At 67.3% G+C, this 17,614-nt stretch carries 15 protein-coding genes; 3 read left to right on the forward strand and 12 right to left on the reverse strand.

Annotated features, from left to right (window positions below; all coding sequences use genetic code 11):
• Positions 1 to 88: 88 nt before the first annotated feature.
• A complete protein-coding gene (locus tag EBS11_RS00085) occupies positions 89 to 1,012 on the reverse strand; it encodes a LysR family transcriptional regulator (RefSeq protein ID WP_290599560.1) in 924 nt (307 codons plus the stop codon).
• Positions 1,013 to 1,134: 122 nt separating this feature from the next.
• Here EBS11_RS00085 and EBS11_RS00090 point away from each other — a divergent pair, with 122 nt between their 5' ends.
• Positions 1,135 to 1,902, forward strand: coding sequence for an SDR family oxidoreductase (locus EBS11_RS00090; RefSeq protein WP_290599561.1), 768 nt, complete (start codon positions 1,135 to 1,137; stop codon positions 1,900 to 1,902).
• Between the two features lie 27 nt (positions 1,903 to 1,929).
• On the opposite strand, the gene EBS11_RS00095 is transcribed toward EBS11_RS00090, so the two are convergent.
• The 10 genes from EBS11_RS00095 to EBS11_RS00140 form a co-directional block, all read right to left on the reverse strand.
• A complete protein-coding gene (locus EBS11_RS00095) occupies positions 1,930 to 2,892 on the reverse strand; it encodes an NAD(P)/FAD-dependent oxidoreductase (RefSeq protein WP_290599562.1) in 963 nt (320 codons plus the stop codon).
• Positions 2,879 to 3,331, reverse strand: a complete 453-nt coding sequence (locus EBS11_RS00100; RefSeq protein ID WP_290599563.1) for an Rrf2 family transcriptional regulator — start codon at positions 3,329 to 3,331, stop codon at positions 2,879 to 2,881. The genes EBS11_RS00095 and EBS11_RS00100 overlap by 14 nt, the downstream gene beginning before the upstream one ends.
• A 124-nt stretch (positions 3,332 to 3,455) precedes the next feature.
• Complete coding sequence (locus EBS11_RS00105) at positions 3,456 to 4,844, reverse strand: cytochrome c (protein WP_290599564.1); 1,389 nt, start codon at positions 4,842 to 4,844, stop codon at positions 3,456 to 3,458.
• Positions 4,841 to 6,451 (reverse strand): GMC family oxidoreductase, encoded by a 1,611-nt coding sequence (locus EBS11_RS00110; RefSeq protein WP_290599565.1) that lies wholly within the window; start codon positions 6,449 to 6,451, stop codon positions 4,841 to 4,843. Before EBS11_RS00110 ends, EBS11_RS00105 begins: the two co-directional genes overlap by 4 nt.
• A 9-nt stretch (positions 6,452 to 6,460) precedes the next feature.
• A complete protein-coding gene (locus tag EBS11_RS00115) occupies positions 6,461 to 6,976 on the reverse strand; it encodes a sugar dehydrogenase complex small subunit (protein WP_290599566.1) in 516 nt (171 codons plus the stop codon).
• Positions 6,977 to 7,004: 28 nt separating this feature from the next.
• Positions 7,005 to 8,171, reverse strand: coding sequence for a porin (locus tag EBS11_RS00120; protein WP_290599567.1), 1,167 nt, complete (start codon positions 8,169 to 8,171; stop codon positions 7,005 to 7,007).
• Positions 8,172 to 8,528: 357 nt separating this feature from the next.
• A complete protein-coding gene (gene hpaR / locus EBS11_RS00125) occupies positions 8,529 to 8,984 on the reverse strand; it encodes a homoprotocatechuate degradation operon regulator HpaR (protein ID WP_290599568.1) in 456 nt (151 codons plus the stop codon).
• Positions 8,985 to 9,065: 81 nt separating this feature from the next.
• Complete coding sequence (locus EBS11_RS00130; RefSeq protein ID WP_290599569.1) at positions 9,066 to 10,022, reverse strand: DMT family transporter; 957 nt, start codon at positions 10,020 to 10,022, stop codon at positions 9,066 to 9,068.
• A 77-nt stretch (positions 10,023 to 10,099) separates the two neighbouring features.
• The gene (locus EBS11_RS00135) at positions 10,100 to 11,920 is read right to left on the reverse strand and encodes a DUF885 domain-containing protein (RefSeq protein WP_290599570.1); all 1,821 of its coding nucleotides are present in this window, start codon (positions 11,918 to 11,920) and stop codon (positions 10,100 to 10,102) included.
• 66 nt (positions 11,921 to 11,986) lie between these two features.
• Entirely contained in the window at positions 11,987 to 13,042 is a 1,056-nt protein-coding gene (locus tag EBS11_RS00140; protein ID WP_290599571.1) for a LacI family DNA-binding transcriptional regulator, read from the reverse strand.
• Between the two features lie 110 nt (positions 13,043 to 13,152).
• On the opposite strand from EBS11_RS00140, the gene EBS11_RS00145 reads away from it, so the two are divergent.
• The gene (locus EBS11_RS00145; protein WP_290599572.1) at positions 13,153 to 14,340 is read left to right on the forward strand and encodes a phytanoyl-CoA dioxygenase family protein; all 1,188 of its coding nucleotides are present in this window, start codon (positions 13,153 to 13,155) and stop codon (positions 14,338 to 14,340) included.
• Positions 14,341 to 14,374: 34 nt separating this feature from the next.
• Positions 14,375 to 15,493, forward strand: coding sequence for a Gfo/Idh/MocA family oxidoreductase (locus EBS11_RS00150; RefSeq protein ID WP_290599574.1), 1,119 nt, complete (start codon positions 14,375 to 14,377; stop codon positions 15,491 to 15,493).
• Positions 15,494 to 15,505: 12 nt separating this feature from the next.
• On the opposite strand, the gene EBS11_RS00155 is transcribed toward EBS11_RS00150, so the two are convergent.
• On the reverse strand, positions 15,506 to 17,512 hold the full coding sequence (locus EBS11_RS00155; RefSeq protein ID WP_290599581.1) for a glycoside hydrolase family 3 N-terminal domain-containing protein: 2,007 nt from the start codon (positions 17,510 to 17,512) through the stop codon (positions 15,506 to 15,508).
• Positions 17,513 to 17,614 lie beyond the last annotated feature (102 nt).

Raw genomic sequence — 17,614 nt, forward strand, 5'->3', positions numbered from 1 at the left:
GCCACCCACGCTGCGGCACGCGGATGGACCGGTCGCCGTCAACGGTGCAGACCAGGCGGCTATCGCCAGGCTGTCGGCCTCCCGCCCGTCAATCGGGCCGCATCTGCGCGGCGAAATCGCGCTGGCGGAACTGCTCCAGCAAAAAATCGACGAACACGCGCGTCTTCGCGGGCAGCAGCTTCTTGCTGGGATAGTACACGGACAGGGGGCCGGAGTCGGCGTGCCAGCCGGGCAGCAACCGGATCAGGGCGCCGCTGCGCAAGTGGGCCAGCGCGTGCGGCATGGGCAACAGCGCCACGCCCACGCCCAGGATGGCCGCCTGCGCCATCGCTTCCGGGTCGTCAAAGATGGCGCGGGGCCGGCATTCGGCCACGCCTTCGCCCCCCCGGCCATCGCGCAGTATCCAGCTGCGCAGCCTGCCGCTGCCGGCCGAGCGGCGCGCCACGCCGTCGAAGTGCGCCAGGTCAAGCGGATGCGCGGGCATGGTTTTGTCCCGCATGAAGGCGGGCGACGCCGTGGCGACGATGTGGGCGTGGCCCAGTTCGCGCGCCACCACGCCGGGCGTCAGTTCGATGCCGCCGCCGATGGCCACGTCAAACCCCTCGCCGATCAGGTCCACTTGCCGGTTGTCGAAATGGCAGTCGGGGATGACGCCCGGATAGCGTGCGATGAAGTCACCCAGCAGGGGAACCACGTAGCTGCGGCCGAACGACGGCGCCATGCTGATTTTCAATATGCCTGCCGGCTGGCCGCCCTCTTCCGCCACGCCGGCGATCGCTTCCTGCAAGGTGGACAGGGCGCCTTTGACCTGCTGCAGGAAGCGTTCGCCTCCTTCCGTCAGGGTCAGGCGCCGCGTGCTGCGCTGGAACAGCCGCAGTCCCAGGCTCGCTTCCAGGCGCGCCACGTTCTTGCTGACGGCGGCCGGCGTCAGGCCCAGGCGGCGCGCGGCGGCCGAAAAGCTGCCCAGCTCGGCCGACAGCACGAACGATGGCAAGTGATTGAGTGCGTCCATGCCCCATTTTACCCGCTTATTTGATCGTCATAGTTGAAAGTGATTGTAGCGATTCATGGCTAGCGCGGCAGGAATGAAAGGCAGATACTGGGCTTCTCGACTCCTCACTCAGAAAGCCCATCATGCAAACCCAAGCCACCACCAGCACCTCCCTGTCACTGCAAGACAAGATCGCTTTTGTGACGGGCGGCTCGCGCGGCATCGGCGCCGCCATCGTCCAGCGCCTGGCGCGCCAAGGCGCCACGGTCGTCTTCACGTATCAAAGCTCGGCCGCCGAAGCGCAGGCGCTGGCCGCCAAGGTGGAGGCCAACGGCGGCAAGGCCCTGGGCGTGCAAGCCGATGCGGCCGATGCCGACGCACTGACGGCGGCCATCGACAAGGTGGCGGCGCAGTTTGGCAAGCTCGATATCCTCGTCAACAACGCGGGCGTGTTCCTGCCCGGTTCCATCGACGATTTTTCGCTGGCGGACTTCGACAAGACCGTGGCCGTCAACGTGCGCGCCGTGTTCGTGGCCATCAAGGCCGCCGTGGCGCACATGCAGACGGGCGGGCGCATCATCAACATCGGCAGCACGAATGCCCACCGCATGCCGTTCGGCGGCGCTGCCGCCTATGCCATGAGCAAGTCGGCCCTGAGCGGCCTGACGCAAGGCCTGTCGCGCGACCTGGGGCCGCGCGGCATCACCATCAACAACGTGGAACCGGGCCCCGTCGCCACGGACATGAACCCGCCCACGGGCGACTTCGCCGACCTGATGCACGGCCTGATGGCCCTGCCCCGCCACGGCAGCGCCGAGGAAATCGCCGGCATGGTGGCCTACCTGGCCAGCGAAGAGGCGGCCTTCGTCACGGGCGCGGGACTGAAGATCGACGGCGGTTTTGCCGCCTGATCGCAAGCACGCACCACGGTCCCGGCATTACGCTGCCGGGGCCAGCCCGAACATCAGCGAGCGGTGCGCGGCCACGCCCGCCATGGCGCCGTCGGCCACGGCGAACGCCACGCTGCCGGCCATGCGGCCCGCGTCGCCGCAGCAGAAGACGCCCGGCACGCTGCTGGCCTTTTGCTCGTCGGTGCGCACGAACGGGCCCATGGCACCCTCTTCCAGCGCGCAGCCCAGCTGCGCGGCCAGGGTGCTGGCCAGGCGCGTGCGCGTCGCCACGAACAGGCCGGCCATCGCGTGGCGGCTGCCGTCCTGCATGACCACGTCGGCCTCGCCGTCGATCCGCGCCACGGGGGCACGCACCACGGTCACGCCGCGCGCGGCCAGCTGGTCCAGCTGCGCCGCATCGGGCTCGAACGCGCCATTGAGAAAGAAAGTCACCGTGCCCCAGTCGGGCAGCATCAGCGCATGGTGCATGGAGAGGGGGCCGGTGGCCAGCACGCCGATGGCGCCCTGCTCCAGTTCATAGCCATGGCAATACGGGCAGTGAAACACGCTGCGGCCCCAGCGCTCGGCCAGGCCGGCGACGGGCGGCAATTCGTCGATCACCCCGGTGGCCAGCACCAGCCGGCGGCCCCGCACGAGCGTGCCGTCTGCCAGGGTCACGTCGTAGCCATTGCCGCCGCCCGACGGCGCCGCTGCCACGGCCGTGCCGTCCAGCCAGGACACGCTGGCATACGCCAGCAGCTGCGCCTTGCCCTCGGCGGCGATGGCGGCCGTCCCGCTTCCGTCGCGAGTGAGAAATCCGTGGGAATGGCTGGCGTAGCGGTTGCGGCGCTGGCCGCCGTCGACCACGAGAACGCGGCGGCGGGCGCGCGCCAGCTGCGTGGCGGCCGACAGGCCCGCGTAGCTGCCACCGACGATGATGGCGTCGAACGGGACGTCGGATGCGGCGGCAGGCGCGGTGCCGCCCCCGTCTTGGGATTCAGGAATGGGCATGCGGTGCTCCTTGGTGGGTGGCGTATTGTTGGCTGAAGCGCTGGGCCAGGTCGGCCAGGGTGACGGCGCCGAAGCGCCGCAGCAGCAGCGTCTCGGCTTCGTCGAAGGCGCCGGCCAGCGACTGGTTGACTACCTGCTCGACCAGGCAGCCCGGCTGCTCGACGCGGTTGCCCATGGCGAAGATGGCGGGCGACCCGACGGCCACGTAAATGTCGTGCAGGGTCACGCCGTGCAGGTCGCAGGCGATGCGCCAGCCGCCGCCATGGCCCTTGAGCGAGGCCACGTAGCCCCGCTCGCGCAGGCCGGCCATCACGCGCCGCACCAGCACGGGATTGGTGTCCAGGTAGCCGGCGAGTTCTTCGGACGTCATCGGGCGTCCCGCGTGGGCCATGTGCAGCAGCACATGGAGGATCGATGATAGTTTGCTGTCGCGTCTCATGTAACCAATGATAGTACATGAAATCCATATCTGCAAGCCAGTTGCATTTTTGCGGCATAAAAAAAGGGGCCAGACCCTTTGGGTCTGACCCCAGCCGTTGCTTCAGGGGGTGTTGTTAACGTGCCTATGCATCCTTGCGCCGGCGTCCGCGCCACCACAGCAGCAATGCCAGCAGCACCAGCACGCCGACGATGATGCCCGCGCGGGCCAGGCCGATCAGGTTCGAGGCGGGACCGCCGTTGCGCAGGGTCGTCACCTGTTCCGCCGTCACCTTGACGTCGGGATTGCCGTACATCTTCTGCACGTAATTGCCCAGGGTGACGATCTGCTCGTCCGACAGGGCCTGGCGGAAGGCCGGCATCAAATGGCCGGCATGGCTGCCCTTGCCATCCTGCCGTTCCACGCCATCGAGGATGGCCATCACCAGGTTGTTGCTGTTGCTGCGGCCCGTCACCGAGTTGTGGAACAGGGGCGGCAGGCTGCCATCGAAACTGCCCTCGCCCTTGGCCTGGTGGCAGCTGGCGCACTGCGCATCGTACAGCTGCGCACCCGACATCTTGTTCAGGTTTTGCGGCAGCGGCACGCCGCGGATGCTGGCCAGCTCGTCGCCCGCCTTGCCCCATTGCGTCACCGGCTGCGTATCGGCCTTGTCGCGGATGGCCGGCACGCCCTTGACGTAGTGGGCGATGGCGTTCAGGTCGGCGTCGCTCAGGTGCTTCAGGCTATGGTCGATGGCTTCGGCCATCGGCCCCGCCGCCTGCGCCTTGTTGGCCGCGCGGCCCGTGCGCAGGTAGTCGACCAGTTCCTGCTGGCTCCAGCCGCCCACGCCGCTGTGGATGTCCGAGGTGATGTTCGGCGCATACCAGGTGCCCAGGTCGGCGCCGCCCAGTTCCTTCGACATCTGCTCGGCCATCAGCGCATTGCGCGGCGTATGGCAGGTGGTGCAGTGGGCCAGGCCCTGCGCCAGGTAGGCGCCGCGGTTCCATTCCATGCTCTTCGCCGTATCGACCACGAAGGGCTTCTTGTCCAGGAAGAGCAGGTTCCAGCCCGCCATCGACAGGCGGATATTGAAGGGGAACGGCAGGTCCGTCGCCTGCGCCGGCGCCGCGTCCACGGCCGCCACGCCGTGCATGAAGTAGTCATACAGGGCCGCCGTGTCCTCGTCCGTCACCTTGGCGTAGGCCGTGTAGGGCATGGCCGGATACAGGTTGGCGCCGTCGGCGCGCACGCCATGGCGCACGGCGTCGGAAAACTGCTTGAGCGTGTACTTGCCGATGCCGTGCGTGGTCGATGGCGTGATGTTGGTGGCAACGATGGCCCCCAGCGGCGTGGCCAGGGCCAAGCCGCCAGCCATCGGTTTGCCGCCCGGCACGCTATGGCAGGCGATGCAGTCGCCGGCCGTGGCCAGGTAGCGGCCGCGCTCGATGGCCGCCGCGTCGGGGCCGGCCGCCAGCACGGGCAAGGCCAGCGAGAGCAAGGCGGCGCCGGCCGCCATTCTGAAGGTCGCCATCATGCTGTCGCTCCCTGTTGTTCGTCGAGGATGTGCTTGACGGTGCGCAAGGCCACGGCCAGGCCGTTTTCCGTCGAGTTGCAGGTGCCGGACGTGGGCAGCACGCCGGTGCTGCACAGGAACAGGTTGGCGTGGTCGAAAGTGCGGCCCCACTGGTCGCAGACGGCCTTGGCGGGGTCGGAACCCATCGACAGGGTGCCGCAGATGTGCTGGTTGTTGGCAAACACGCCTTCCTTGCTGTGGCGCAGATTGGTGCCGCCCATCAGTCTGGCGATATTCTCGAAATCCTGCTTCGAGCGCTCGTGGCCCCGCTTGGTGTACTCGTCGATCGAATAGTGCGCCTGCGGCTTGGGGATGCCCATGGCATCCTTTTCGCTGCTCAGGGCGATGCGGTTTTCCGGGTTCGGCAGCACTTCCAGCACGTTTTTCAGGCTCATTTCGCGGGCCGAACGGAAGCGCAGCTGCCGTTCGAACTCCTCGCCGAACACGCCATTGCCGATCAGCTCCTTGGTCGTGCCATCGACGCGCGAGATGTTCGTGAAGTCCAGGCGGTACGGCGAATGCTGGCTGCGGAAATCGCCGTCGCGCATGGTGTTGATGGAATTGGGGCTTTGCGGGCCCCGGCCCAGCCACAGGTCTTCGTCGGCGTCGAAAGTAATCGAAGTGCTCGGGTGGTCCATCAGGTTGCGGCCCACCATGTCGCTGCTGTTGGCCAGGCCGTTCGGGTACTTGTCCGAAGCGGAAACGAGCAGCAGGCGCGGGCTTTCGATGCCGTTGGCGGCCAGGATGAAGGTCTTGGCCGTCACCCGGTGGCTCTTCTTGTCGACGTCGTAGTACAGCGCGGCCGTGATGCGGCCCTGGGCATCGTGTTCCAGCTTGTAGACGTTGGCATTGCAGACGATCTGCACGCCGGCCGCTTCGGCCTGCTGCGCGGCGATGCCGCCATGGTATTGCGCGTCGATGGGGCAGATCGGCTGGCAGCTGTTGTTGCCGCAGCAGGCGGGACGGCCGCCGTAGCTGACGCTGTTGCGCGCCACCGTGTTGCCCACCACCTTGAACGTGGGGTCGAGGCGCTCGCGGATGCGGCGCATGGCGTACGGCTCCGCCACGGAATCCATCGGGAAGGCCTGCTTGCGCGGCGAGCCCGTGTTTTCCGCGCCGGAGACGCCCATGATTTCTTCCGCTTCCTGGTAGAACGGCTCCAGGTCTTCATAGCTGATGGGCCAGTCGACGCCCACGCCGTACAGGGTATGGATGCGGAAATCGTTCGGCACGTTGCGCCACGCCTGCGCGGCCCAGTGCCACGAGGTGCCGCCAAACTGGCGGATGTATTCGGCCGGATACGGATACGGGCCGGCCTGCACCAGGTAGCCATTGTCCTTCGGCTGGTAGATCGGGTGCGGCGCCGTGGCGACGGACGGATACGGCGACATCCAGTCGCTGCGGCGCGTCGTGTTGCGGAAACGGGCGACGATTTCGCCGCGCGAGACACGCGGTCCCGCTTCCAGGATCAGCACCGAGGCGCCGGCCAGCGCGAGCTTGCGCGCGGCCAGGGAGCCGATGATGCCGGAGCCGATCACGAGGTAATCGGCGGAGAGTTGTTCAGCCATGATGGCTCCTTAAATTGGTTTTCTGGCCCAGCTGCCGTAGGCGCCGTAGGAATACGTGGGCGGCTTGAGCACGTCGGCCACGACGGCCGCGTTCAGCGCCTGCTCGTAGGCGACGCAGACGGCCGCCTCGCCCGTGCCGACGATGCCCAGGTACCAGGCACTGGCGATCTGGCGCGGCAGGGCCGCCAGCGGCGACTGCGCCGCGTCAAGCGCCTGCTGCAGGCCGGCGGCCTGCAAGCCCTGCGCATTGATCAGCGCCAGCAGCGTGCGCACATTCGCGGGGAAGGCGGCGTCCTGCGCCACCAGCGCGTCGTACAGGCGCTTGGCCAGCGCCGGGTCGAGCACCTGGCGCCCGACCAGCATGGCCGACACGCCGAGGAAGGCGCCCTGCTCCGCATTGGCGACCGGCTCGGCCAGCGCCCAGGGAATCAGCGCCGCCGCCGAAGCCGACAGCAAGCCGGCCAGCACCATGCGGCGGCCGGGATTCAGAGGGCCGCGGCCCTCCTTGTGATGTGTAGCGTCCAATTGAAGCTCCCGTGAGTTCTGCAACCGTTCAGAAAGAGTGCTTGAGACCGACCATGACCACCGTCTGGCCGCCGTCCGACGACGGCGTGCCGTTCTGCGAATCGCCGACCGAGGCGACGGCATCGACGATGGCGCCGTTCTGGCCCAGGGTCTGGCCGCGCGCCAGCTGGCGCGCTTCGATCAGGTAGATCGCGGTACGCTTCGACAGCGCATAATTCTGCTCGAACGACAGCTGGCGGTAGCGCGCGCGGTCGGCGATGCCGTTGGCGCGGCTGGCGAAGGTGTCGCTGTAGCCGGCGGCCAGGAACCACCGCGGCGTCAGCTGGTAGCTGGAGATCAGGCCGGCCGTGTTGAAGATGGCCGTATCGCGGAAGGCGGAGCGGGTGCCGGCCTGGTATTGCACGTTGCTGGCATTGGCGCCCACCATCCACTTGCCCATGGTGTAGCGCGCGCTGGCGGCGATGTACTGGATGCTGTCGGCCGTGGCATAGCCCTGGTTGATGGCGGAGATGCCGAAGCTGGCCGAGGCCTTGTCGCTCCAGCCCGTGCCATTCTCGCCATTCTTCAGTTTCAGGTAGCCCAGCGCGAATTCGGCCGGCGAGGTGCTGTACTTGACGGCGGCGCTGAAGCTGCTGCCCACGGCATTGCCGTCGGCCGCTTCGCCGAAGCCGTACTGCGCGCTGGCCTGCAGGCCGCGCCAGACCGGCGTGCTGTAGCTCAGGGAGTTGTTGATGCGCACGGTGGTATCGAGGCCGTCGATATCGCCAGGGTGGGCGCCGGTGGCGCCCGTCAGGATATTGCTCGACGCGAGGGAACCGACCAGCAGGTAGTACGGCGTGTACTGGCGGCCGGCCGTCAGCGTACCGTAGGCCTGCGACTGCAAGCCCACGTAGGCCTGGCGGTTGAACAGCGAGCCGGCCGTGCTTTGCGCGCCCGTGTCGCTTTCAAAGCCGCTTTCCAGCAAGAACAGCGCCTTCAGGTCGCCGCCCAGGTCTTCCACGCCCTGGAAACCGATCTTGCTGGCGGACAAACTGCCGCTGCGCATATAGGTATTCGAGTTGCCGCCCTGGTTGCTCGTGTACGCGGTCGCCGCGTCGACCACGCCATAGATGCTGACATTGCTCTGGGCGCAAACGTTTGCGCCGACGAGTGAAACGGCAGCCAGCGCCACGGCGCGCATGCAAGTAGTTTTCATTTTTTTCCTGACTTTCCTGTTTTATTGTACGCCTGCCATTTTTTTCCGTCGGGAGACGGAAATACGGCGGTGGCGCCGCGCTGCCGCTCCGCCTGATCGCCGGAACGTGCGCTTTTTCTTCTTGATTTGGATCAAGTGAGGCAAATTATACGCCGAATTACTCACATGTAAGTGATTGACTGTAAGGCATAGTCTTATAGCAAAACATTCATTGGTCTTATAGCAAAACGTAGCGGCGCACGGGCGCAAGCCCCGCAGCGTGCGGAAATTATCAAAAACAGCATGGAAAAATCAGCGGCGGCACGTGCTGAAAAACACGCGCCGCAAAGACGGTCAGGTGACGGGAGGGGAAACCGCTCAGCGCAGGATGGCGGGCGCCACGGGCAGGGTTTCCAGGGCAATGAAGGCTTCGAGCGCGCGGCGCATGTCATCGAACACTTGCTTGCCGTACGCCTGTTCCAGGTTGGCGTACTGCAAGTCGATCAGCTTGCCCATCTGTACCAGCAGGCTGGCGCCCGCTTCCGACAGGTGCACCTTGCGGCGGCGCTGGTCGCCTTCGAACTTGCTGCGCCCGATCAGGCCGATTTCTTCCATGCGCGCCAGGATGCCGCTCATGCTGGGACTGGAAATCTGGCAGATGTCGCACAGTTCGCGCGGCTCCAGGGTCGGACTTTCATTCAGGGCGCGCATGATGCGCCACTGCTGCTCCGTCACGCCGAAATGATTGAGGATGGGACGGAAGTGCTGCAGCAGGCTGTCGCGGGCCTTCAGCAGCAGTTGCGGCATGTTCGGATAACGGATCGGTAACTGCAAGCGGAACTCCCGGGGTGGCCAGCAAATGAGCATGATTATACGACTGGCAAGAGCAGAATGGCAGGCAAAACTGCGCCTTTTCTACCCTGCCCCCGCAGACTGCCTGCACCCTTCCTCGCGCGCATGCGCATGCACGGACCACAGCACGCCCGCCGCCAGCAGCAGCATGGCCGCCCACTCGAGCGGGCGCGGCATGCGCTGCGCGTACAGGTAGCCATACAGCAGCGCGAACAGGGTTTCGGACAGGATCAGCTGGCCTGACAGGGTCACGGGCACCAGGCGCGACGCCAGATTCCACAGGTAGTTGCCGATCACGGACGCGCCCAGCGCCAGCAGCAGGCAGACGAGCCAGAAGCGGGGCCAGTCGCGCGCCGGCGCGCCAGCGGCGGGGCCGGCATGGTGCAGCGCCAGCGCCACGGCGCCGACGGCCAGCGCGATGACGCCGCTGGCCAGGCCATACAGCATGGACCATTCCACGGCGCTGACGTGCGCATGGCGCTTGAGGAAGCGGTCGTTGTCGAGCGCATACCAGGTCCAGCAGGCCAGAGCGCAGGCGGCGCACAGCACGCCGAGCAGCTTGTGCGCCAGGCTGGTGCCGTCCGCGCCCGCATGGCTGAAGATATCGATATTGATGCAGGCGATGCCCAGTGCCACCACCAGCAGCGGCGGGGCCAGGCGGCGCAGGGGCAGCGCGCCGTGGTCCTTGTGGCCGACTATCGTCACGCTCAGCGGCAGCAGGCCGATGATCAGCGACGTGGGCGCCACGCCGGCCAGCTTGACGCCATACGCCAGCAGCAGGTAATACACGACGTTGCCGGCCAGCGCCTGGCGCAGCATGGCCAGCCAGTCGGCCCGCCGCAGACGCCGCAGCAGGGGCACGAGCCGGGGCAGCATCAGCCCCGCCGCCAGCGCGCCATAGCAGGCGTAGCGCCCCACCATCAGTTCGACGGGAGAAAAGTCCGGCAGCAGCACCGGCACAATGAAAACGGCGCCCCAGAAGGCGCCGGCCAGCAAGCCAAAAACGATCCCACGCCACATGCAGCCACACCCACGTCATCAAGTCAAGGACGCCAGTATATGGCATGCGGAACAACGCGGCGCGGCGCGCTGTCGCGTCAGCCCTTGGCCTTGCGCTGCTCGGGGATGAAGTGCTCGCGCACGGCCTTGGCCAGCAGGCCTGGCGGCAGCAGGCCCTGGCCCAGCAGGAAGTTGTTGAAGGCGAGGCGGTCGAACTTGTCGCCCAGCGCCAGCTCCGTCTCCGCGCGCAGCTGCAGGATGCGCGTATAGCCATAGAAGTAGCTGCCCGCCTGGCCCGGCATCTTGAAGGTGTAGCGGTCCAGTTCCTGGCGCGCCATCGGTTTCGACAGCATCACTTCCTCCGTCAGGATGCGGCCCGCCTCCTCGCGCGTGACCTGGCCCAGGTTCAGCATCGGGTCGAGCATGGCGCGCGCGGCGCGCAGCATGCGGAACTGCAGCGCGATGAGCTGGCCCTCGGCCGGCTCGTAGGGAATCATCTCCGCTTCCGCGTACAGCGCCCAGCCTTCCACGTTGACGCTGTTGAACGCGTACAGGCTGCGCGCCTGCGACACGCCCCGCTCCACCATGGCGCTGAACTGCAGCTCGTGGCCCGGGCGGCCCTCGTGCGCGCTCAGGGTCCAGGCGGCGCCCGCGAAATTGAAATCGTCATATGCTTCGCCCTTGCCGCTGCTGGACGGATTGCTGACGGGGAGGACGAACTGGCCGTGCTCTCCCGTGTTGCCGATCAGCGGAGGCGGACGCATGTGCGGCGCCGGCTGGGCCGCCGATTCGGCCGCCGAGGCCAGGCGCATGGTCATCGCGCGCTGCGGCACGTCGACCACGCCCTGCGCGCGGATGCGCTCCTCGAGCTGCGTGTTGACGCCCTTGTAGTGCGCTTCGAGCTGCTCGTTTGGGATGGAATCGCTTTTCAGCGCGCGCAGCACCTGGCGGTAATCCGTGCCATCGATGCCCTTGAGCGACATTTTCGCCGCCACCACGGGCGCCAGCGCCTGCATGGCGGCGCGCGTTTCCAGATAGGCCACTTCCGCCCGCTCCACCAGCGCGCGCGGCTCGATGTCGATGCCCACCTGCTTCAGGCGGAAGGCGTACAGCTCGGGCGCCATGCGGAAATCCGTGCGCGACAGGGGCAGCACCACTTGCCGCTCCCACGCCGCGTAGTCATTGAGCTGCTGCTCCATGGCCGCCAGCGCGCTTTCCGCGCCGGTGATCTTCATGTCGGCGAACAGCTTGCGGATGCCGGCGATATACGTCGGCACGTTTTCCAGCGACTGCTCCACCTGCATGCGCACGGGGCCGGCCAGGCCCTGCTGGCCTATCTTTTCCGTGAAGCGGGCCTTGGCCTGCTGCGTGAGCGGCGTGCTGCCGGGGAATTGGCCCACGTAGCGCTGCAGGCGTTCGAGCGCCTTGGCGCGGCGCGCGGCCGGACGCTGCTCCTGCAGCAGGCTTTGCATGCTGCCAAAGACCATTTGCGGCACGTCCATCCACGGCAGGCTGTACTTCGCTTCCAGCTGGGCACCGGCGATGGACTGGTCGACGGCATTCGTCAGGATCTGCAAGTCCTGGCGGATGCGCTCGTCCTTTTCCGCCGCCAACTTCTGCTGCAGCTGCGCGCGCGCCTGCTGCATGGCCGCCACATAGCGCTCCGTGAGCTTCGGCCCCAGGTCGGCGGCCAGGCCGTCGTACTGCGCCAGGCCCGTGTCGGACGCGCGCTCAGGCGAAAACTGCGCCTGCGCCGCCAGCACGATGGCGGCATTGCGGTTGCTGGCTTCGACCCAGGCGGACGATGCGCTGGCCGCGGCCGGGGCGGCGGCCCTGGCTGGCATGGCCAGCACGGTGGAAAATGCGGTGGCGAGTGTGGCGGCAAGCACGGTCTTGCACAATTGCGGGGAGACGAACATCGGGGATTTCCTTCCTGGGGTGAGCGATGAGCGAAGCGACGAGTATCGTCCAGCCCCGGGTGACTGTCAATTGCGGCCATTCATGGCCGGCAGGTTCCACGGCGTGACGACCTGGATGGCGGACAGGCAGCCCGCCCGCGCGTGCGACGGCGCCAGCGGCGGCAGCGCGCCCCGCGCGCGCAGGATGTCCTGGCAGGCGCGGCGCATGTCCTGGCCCAGGTCGTGGTGCAGCACGGCCTGGATGGCGCCCGACTGGAGCAGCGCCAGGTTGTCCGCATCGAGGTCGTGGCCGACGAAGACCTGGCAGCGCCGTCCCGCCTGCGCGAACGCCTGCAAGATGGCCGCATTGCCGCCGCCGATGGAATACACGGCGGCGATGCCCGGATGGCCGGCCAGCGCCTGGCGCACCAGCGCGCCCGTGGCGCCGTCGATGCCATGGCCTTCGCTCACTTCGACGATGCTCAGGTGCCGGTGGCGTTCGCGCAGCGCGCGGCGAAAGCCGATCTCGCGCTCTTCCTCGCCATGAAAGCGGTTGCTGCTCAGGGTCACCAGCACCTGCTGCCGCTTGCGCGCGCCGCCCATCCACTGCCCGATCAGGTAGGCGGCCGTCTCGCCCGCCGCGCGGTTGTCCATGCCCACGTAGCTGCTGCGCGCCGAATCGGGCAAGTCGGTCACCAGGGTCACCACGGGGATGCCGGCCGCCGCCAGGCGCGCGACGGCCGCCACCACCGGCGGCAGGTCCGGCGCCTTGAGCAGCACGCCGTGGCTGCCGTTCTTGCGGATGCGCTCCAGCAGGCCGACGATGCCGTCCGCGTCCAGGGTTTCGTGCAGGTGGAAGCGCGAGCGCAGCACGGCCGGATGCAGGGACGGCAGTTCCGCTTCCAGCGCGGTGCGCACGGCATCGGTAAAGCGGCGCGGCGCCACCATCAGCACGTCGAGCATGAATTTTTTGCCGGACAGGCCCACCTGCGTGCTTTGCCGCGCCAGTTCATCGAGCGCCTGCATCACGCGGCGCACCGTATTGGCGTGCACGCCGCCGCGCTCCTTGATCACGCGGTCGACGGTGGCCATGCTGACGCCAGCCTGCAGGGCCACGACCTTGACGGGAAAGGGATGTGTCATGCCGAGCCTCCTCCGGTTGCGGAATTGATGGTTTTTTGATGGATTTTCTGATGAAAAATGCCCTTTTCCATCCCTATACTGATTCTACAACTTAAATCAGGAGACACCGCATGCCCACCACAGACGCCGCGCCGCCCGCTCCCTTCTGGCTGTCGCAGCAAGACTGCGACCTGCAAGACTTTATCGCCGCCGTCAGCGAGCGCACGGCGCTGGCCGATTATCCCCACGCCGCCGCGGTGCGGGAAAACATCCTGCTCTACGACTGCGACGCCGTGCGTGGCCTGGCTGGCGATCCGGCGGCCCTGCGCGCGCTGCAGGCCGAATGGGGCAAGGCATTGATGGATGGCCCGGGCGTCATCGTGCTCCAGCGCGCCGTCACCGACATGCAGACGCTGGAACAGGTGAATGGCGTGTTTCGCAACCTGATCGCCGGGCAGCATGCCAGCGGCCAGGCGGGCGGCGACCATTTCGCCAAGCCGGGAGCGAATGACCGCATCTGGAACGCCCAGCAGAAACTGTGCCTGCGCGCCCCCGAGGCATTCGCCCGCTATTACGCCAACCCCGTCTTCGCGTGGATCGCCGAATCCTGGCTAGGCCCAGCCTACCAGATGACGGCGCAGGTGAACGTCGTCAATCCGGGCGGCGCCGCCCAGGCGCCGCACCGCGACTTCCACCTGGGCTTCCAGAGCGCCACCGCCTGCGCCGCCTACCCCGCGCCCGTGCACCAGATGTCCGCGCTATTGACCTTGCAGGGCGCCGTCGCCCACTGCGACATGCCGCTCGAATCGGGTCCCACGCTGTACCTGCCCGGCTCGCAGCGCTATCGGGCCGGCTTTCTCGCCTGGCAGCAGCGGCCTTTCCGCGACTATTTCGCGCAGCATTGCGTGCAGCTGCCGCTGTCCAGGGGAGATGCCGTGTTCTTCAACCCCGCCCTGTTCCACGCGGCAGGACATAACCGCTCGACCGGCATCCGCCGCATGGCCAACCTGCTGCAAGTGTCCTCGCCATTCGGGCGCGCCATGGAAGCGCTGGACCGGCGTGCCATGAGCGCCGCGCTGTATCCGGCCCTGCAGGCGCTGCGGGCGCGCGGCGTCCTGTCCGGCGACGGTGCCCGGCACGCGATCGCCGCCTGCGCCGAAGGCTATGCCTTCCCCTGCAACCTCGATCGCGACCAGCCCATAGGCGGCATGGCGCCGCCCACGCAGCAGCAGATCATGCTGCAGGCGCTGGAACAGGACTGGCCACCGGCGCGCCTTGCGGACGCGCTGGACAGCCACGCCTGGCGCCAGCAAGCCTGAATCCCCCAACGCGCGACACTTACGGAGACTCCCTATGCAAGACATCAACATCGGCCTGATCGGCGCCGGCTACATGGGCAAGGCCCACACCATCGCCTGCAAGACCGTGCGCAGCATCTTTCCCGTGTCCCTGAATCCCGTGTGCGAATGCATCAGCACCAGCAGCGACGACGGTGCGGCCCGCAGCGCGCGGGAACTGGGCTGGAACAGGTCCACGGGAGACTGGCGCGCGCTGGTCCGTGATCCCGCCATCGGCGCCGTCATCGTCGCCACCCCGCCGGCCACGCACAAGGACATCGTGCTGGCGGCGCTGGCTCAGGGCAAGCCCGTGTTCTGCGAAAAGCCGCTGGGATTTTCCGCCGCCGAATCGCTGCAGCTGGCGCAGGCGGCGGAAAGCGCGGGCGTGGCCAACATGGTCGGCTACAACTACATCCGCACGCCGGCCAGCCAGCTGGCGCGGCAGATCATCGAGTCCGGCGAAATCGGCGAGATCATCCACGTCGCCGCCGAACACGTGGAAGACTACCTGCACGACCCGCGTGCCCCAGCCTCGTGGCGCACGCGGGAGGCGACGGCAACGCGCGCCGGCGCGCTGGCCGACGTCGGCTCGCACCTGGTCAACCTGGCCCTGCGCCTGGCCGGCCCCGTCGACTCGCTGGTGGCCGACATGAATACCGTGCATGCGCGGCGCGACGGCCCGCATGGCATGGAAACGGTGGACAACGACGACCAGGGGAATGTGATGCTGCGCTTTGCCAGCGGCGCGCTCGGGGCGCTGACCTTCAGCCGCGTGGCCGCGGGACGCAAGATGGGCTACACCTACCGCATCACGGGGACGAAAGGGGCGATCGCCTTCGACCAGGAAAACCAGAATGAACTGTGGCTGTACGACGCCGGCCGCCCGGCGCAGCGCCAGGGCTTCCAGCGCCTGCTGATGGGGCCTGCCCACCCCGACTTCCTCGCCTTTTCCCAGGGCGCGGGGCATGGCACGGGCTATAACGACACCATCGTCATCGAGGCGCGCGACTTCCTGCAGGCCATCGCCGGCGGCAAGCCGGTCTGGCCCACCTTCCGCGACGGCTACGAAGTGGACAGGGTGATCGAGGCGGCGCTGCGCTCCGTGCAGGAGCGCAGCTGGATTACCCTGCGCTGACGGCAGGGGCGCCTAGTACCCCAGGCCGTAGCCGAACTTGTACAGCGGATGCGCCGTGTCATACGGCACGTCCGATTTCTGCACCAGCACCTCGGCCATCGACGAGGGCAGCTCGAACGGCAGCTTGCCTTGCGGCTTGGCCTTGCCCGTCAGGACATCGAACAGCGCCCCGTCGCTCACGCCGAAGTTGGCGATGATGGCACTGGCCTTGTCCTGCACGTTGGCGAGGATGGCCGGGCGGTCCAGGTACACGGTGACCACCGTCTTCGGCGCGAATTTCGCCGCGTTCTTGATCGCCTCGTAGTCGGCATTGCCGTCCGCGTAATCGAGGCGCCCCTCGTGCTGCATGCTGCCGAAGATGTAGTTCGGGTGCAGGGTTTCATACGGCGCGGCCACGCGCAGCAGGGCCACGTCCGCCTCCTGCGGCGTCGCCACCACCGTGTAGCCATACTGCTTCGCCACGGCCGTATCGATGCCGTACAGGTAGACCTTCTTCACCGTGGCCGCCAGCGGCAGCACCTTGTCCTTGTTTTCCAGCAGCACCAGCGAACGGCGCTGCGCGTCCAGGCCCGCCTCGACGAAGTCCGCCTTGCCCACCGTGGCAGCCGCCTTGGCCGCATCGACGAAGGGGTGCTCGAACAGGCCCTGCTTGAACTTCTGCACCAGGATGCGCCGCGCCGAGGCGTTGATGCGCGCTTCCGTCAGCTGGCCCCGCTGCACGGCCTGGGTCAGGTACGGCGCTTCCGTCACGCCGCCAAACTGGTCCATGCCCGCCGTCACGGCTTTCACGTAACGTTCGGCCTTGGTGGCGTCTTCCATGCCCCACGGCGTGCCGAAGCCGATGAAGGATGGCGCGACGCCAGGCGGCGTGCCGTTGCGGCAGTTGGCGTCGCAATCGGAGGTGATGCCCCAGTCGGACAGGATCACGCCTTCGAAGCCGTACTTGCCACGCAGCAAATCCGTCAGCAGGGTCTTGCTGAAGCCGGCCGCCACCTGCTCCAGGGTGATGCCGTCGATGGTGATGTTGCCGTCCGGCAGCGCGTAGGTGGGCATGACGGAAGCGGCCCTGGCCGCGAACGCGCCCTCGAACGGCTTGACGTGATACGCGAAGTTGTTGCCCGGGTAAGTCATGTAGCGGCCATAGTAATTGTGGCCATCGAAGCCCTCCTTCGTCGCGCCGTAGCCGACCCAGTGCTTGACGACGGCCACCACGCTGCCGTCATGCAGGCCCGTATTGCCATCCTGGAAGCCTTCGATATAGTGCTGCACCATGCGCTTGGCCAGATCCGCATCCTCGCCGAAGGTGCCGTTGATGCGCGCCCAGCGCGGTTCCGTGGCCAGGTCGGCCTGCGGCGACAGGGCCTGCGTGATGCCGACGGCCAGGTATTCCTGGCGCGCGATGTCGCCGAAGCGGCGCACCAGCGCGTCGTCGCCGATGGCCGCCAGGCCCAGGGTTTCCGGCCATTGGGAGAAACCCTTGGTACCCGCGCTGGCGCCCACCGTGTACTGGAAATGGTGGCGCGGGTCCGTGCTGATGGAGACGGGAATGCCATGGCGCGAGGTTTCGCTCAGGGCCTGCAGCTTGTTGTACTGGGCCGCCATGTTGGCCGTGTCGCCCGCCATGCGGGTGATGAAGGTGTTGACGTACTGCTTGACGACCAGGTCCTGCAGGGCCGCCAGGTCATACGCGCCACCGAGGCCGATGCCGGAAGGGTCGGACACGGTGGGCGCCGTGCCATGCATCATCAGGCCCGCCTTCTCGTCGAGGGTCATGCGCGACAGCAGGTCGTCGGCGCGCGCCTCGGCCGACAGGCGCCAGTCCTCGTACGGGTCGATCTTGCCGTTGCGGTTCATGTCCTTGAAGGTATAGCCGTCGACCTTGACCAGATTGAAGGTGGTGGCGCCAAACACGGGCTGCGTGTATGCCTCGCTGACGGTATCGTTGCCGCAGGCGGCCAGGGCAAGCGTGGCGACGCAGCCGGCGACCACGCGGGCCATCGGTTTCATAGTGCAATGCATGGAAGTCTCCCAATTTTATTGTAGGTAGCGGGTGTGGCGGCAAGGCCACCCCGCAAACAATATAGCGTGAGAATCCGTGAGTTTCTTGACCGCGCAGCACGC

The organism is Janthinobacterium sp. (assembly GCF_009923995.1).
GTDB lineage: Bacteria > Pseudomonadota > Gammaproteobacteria > Burkholderiales > Burkholderiaceae_D > Janthinobacterium.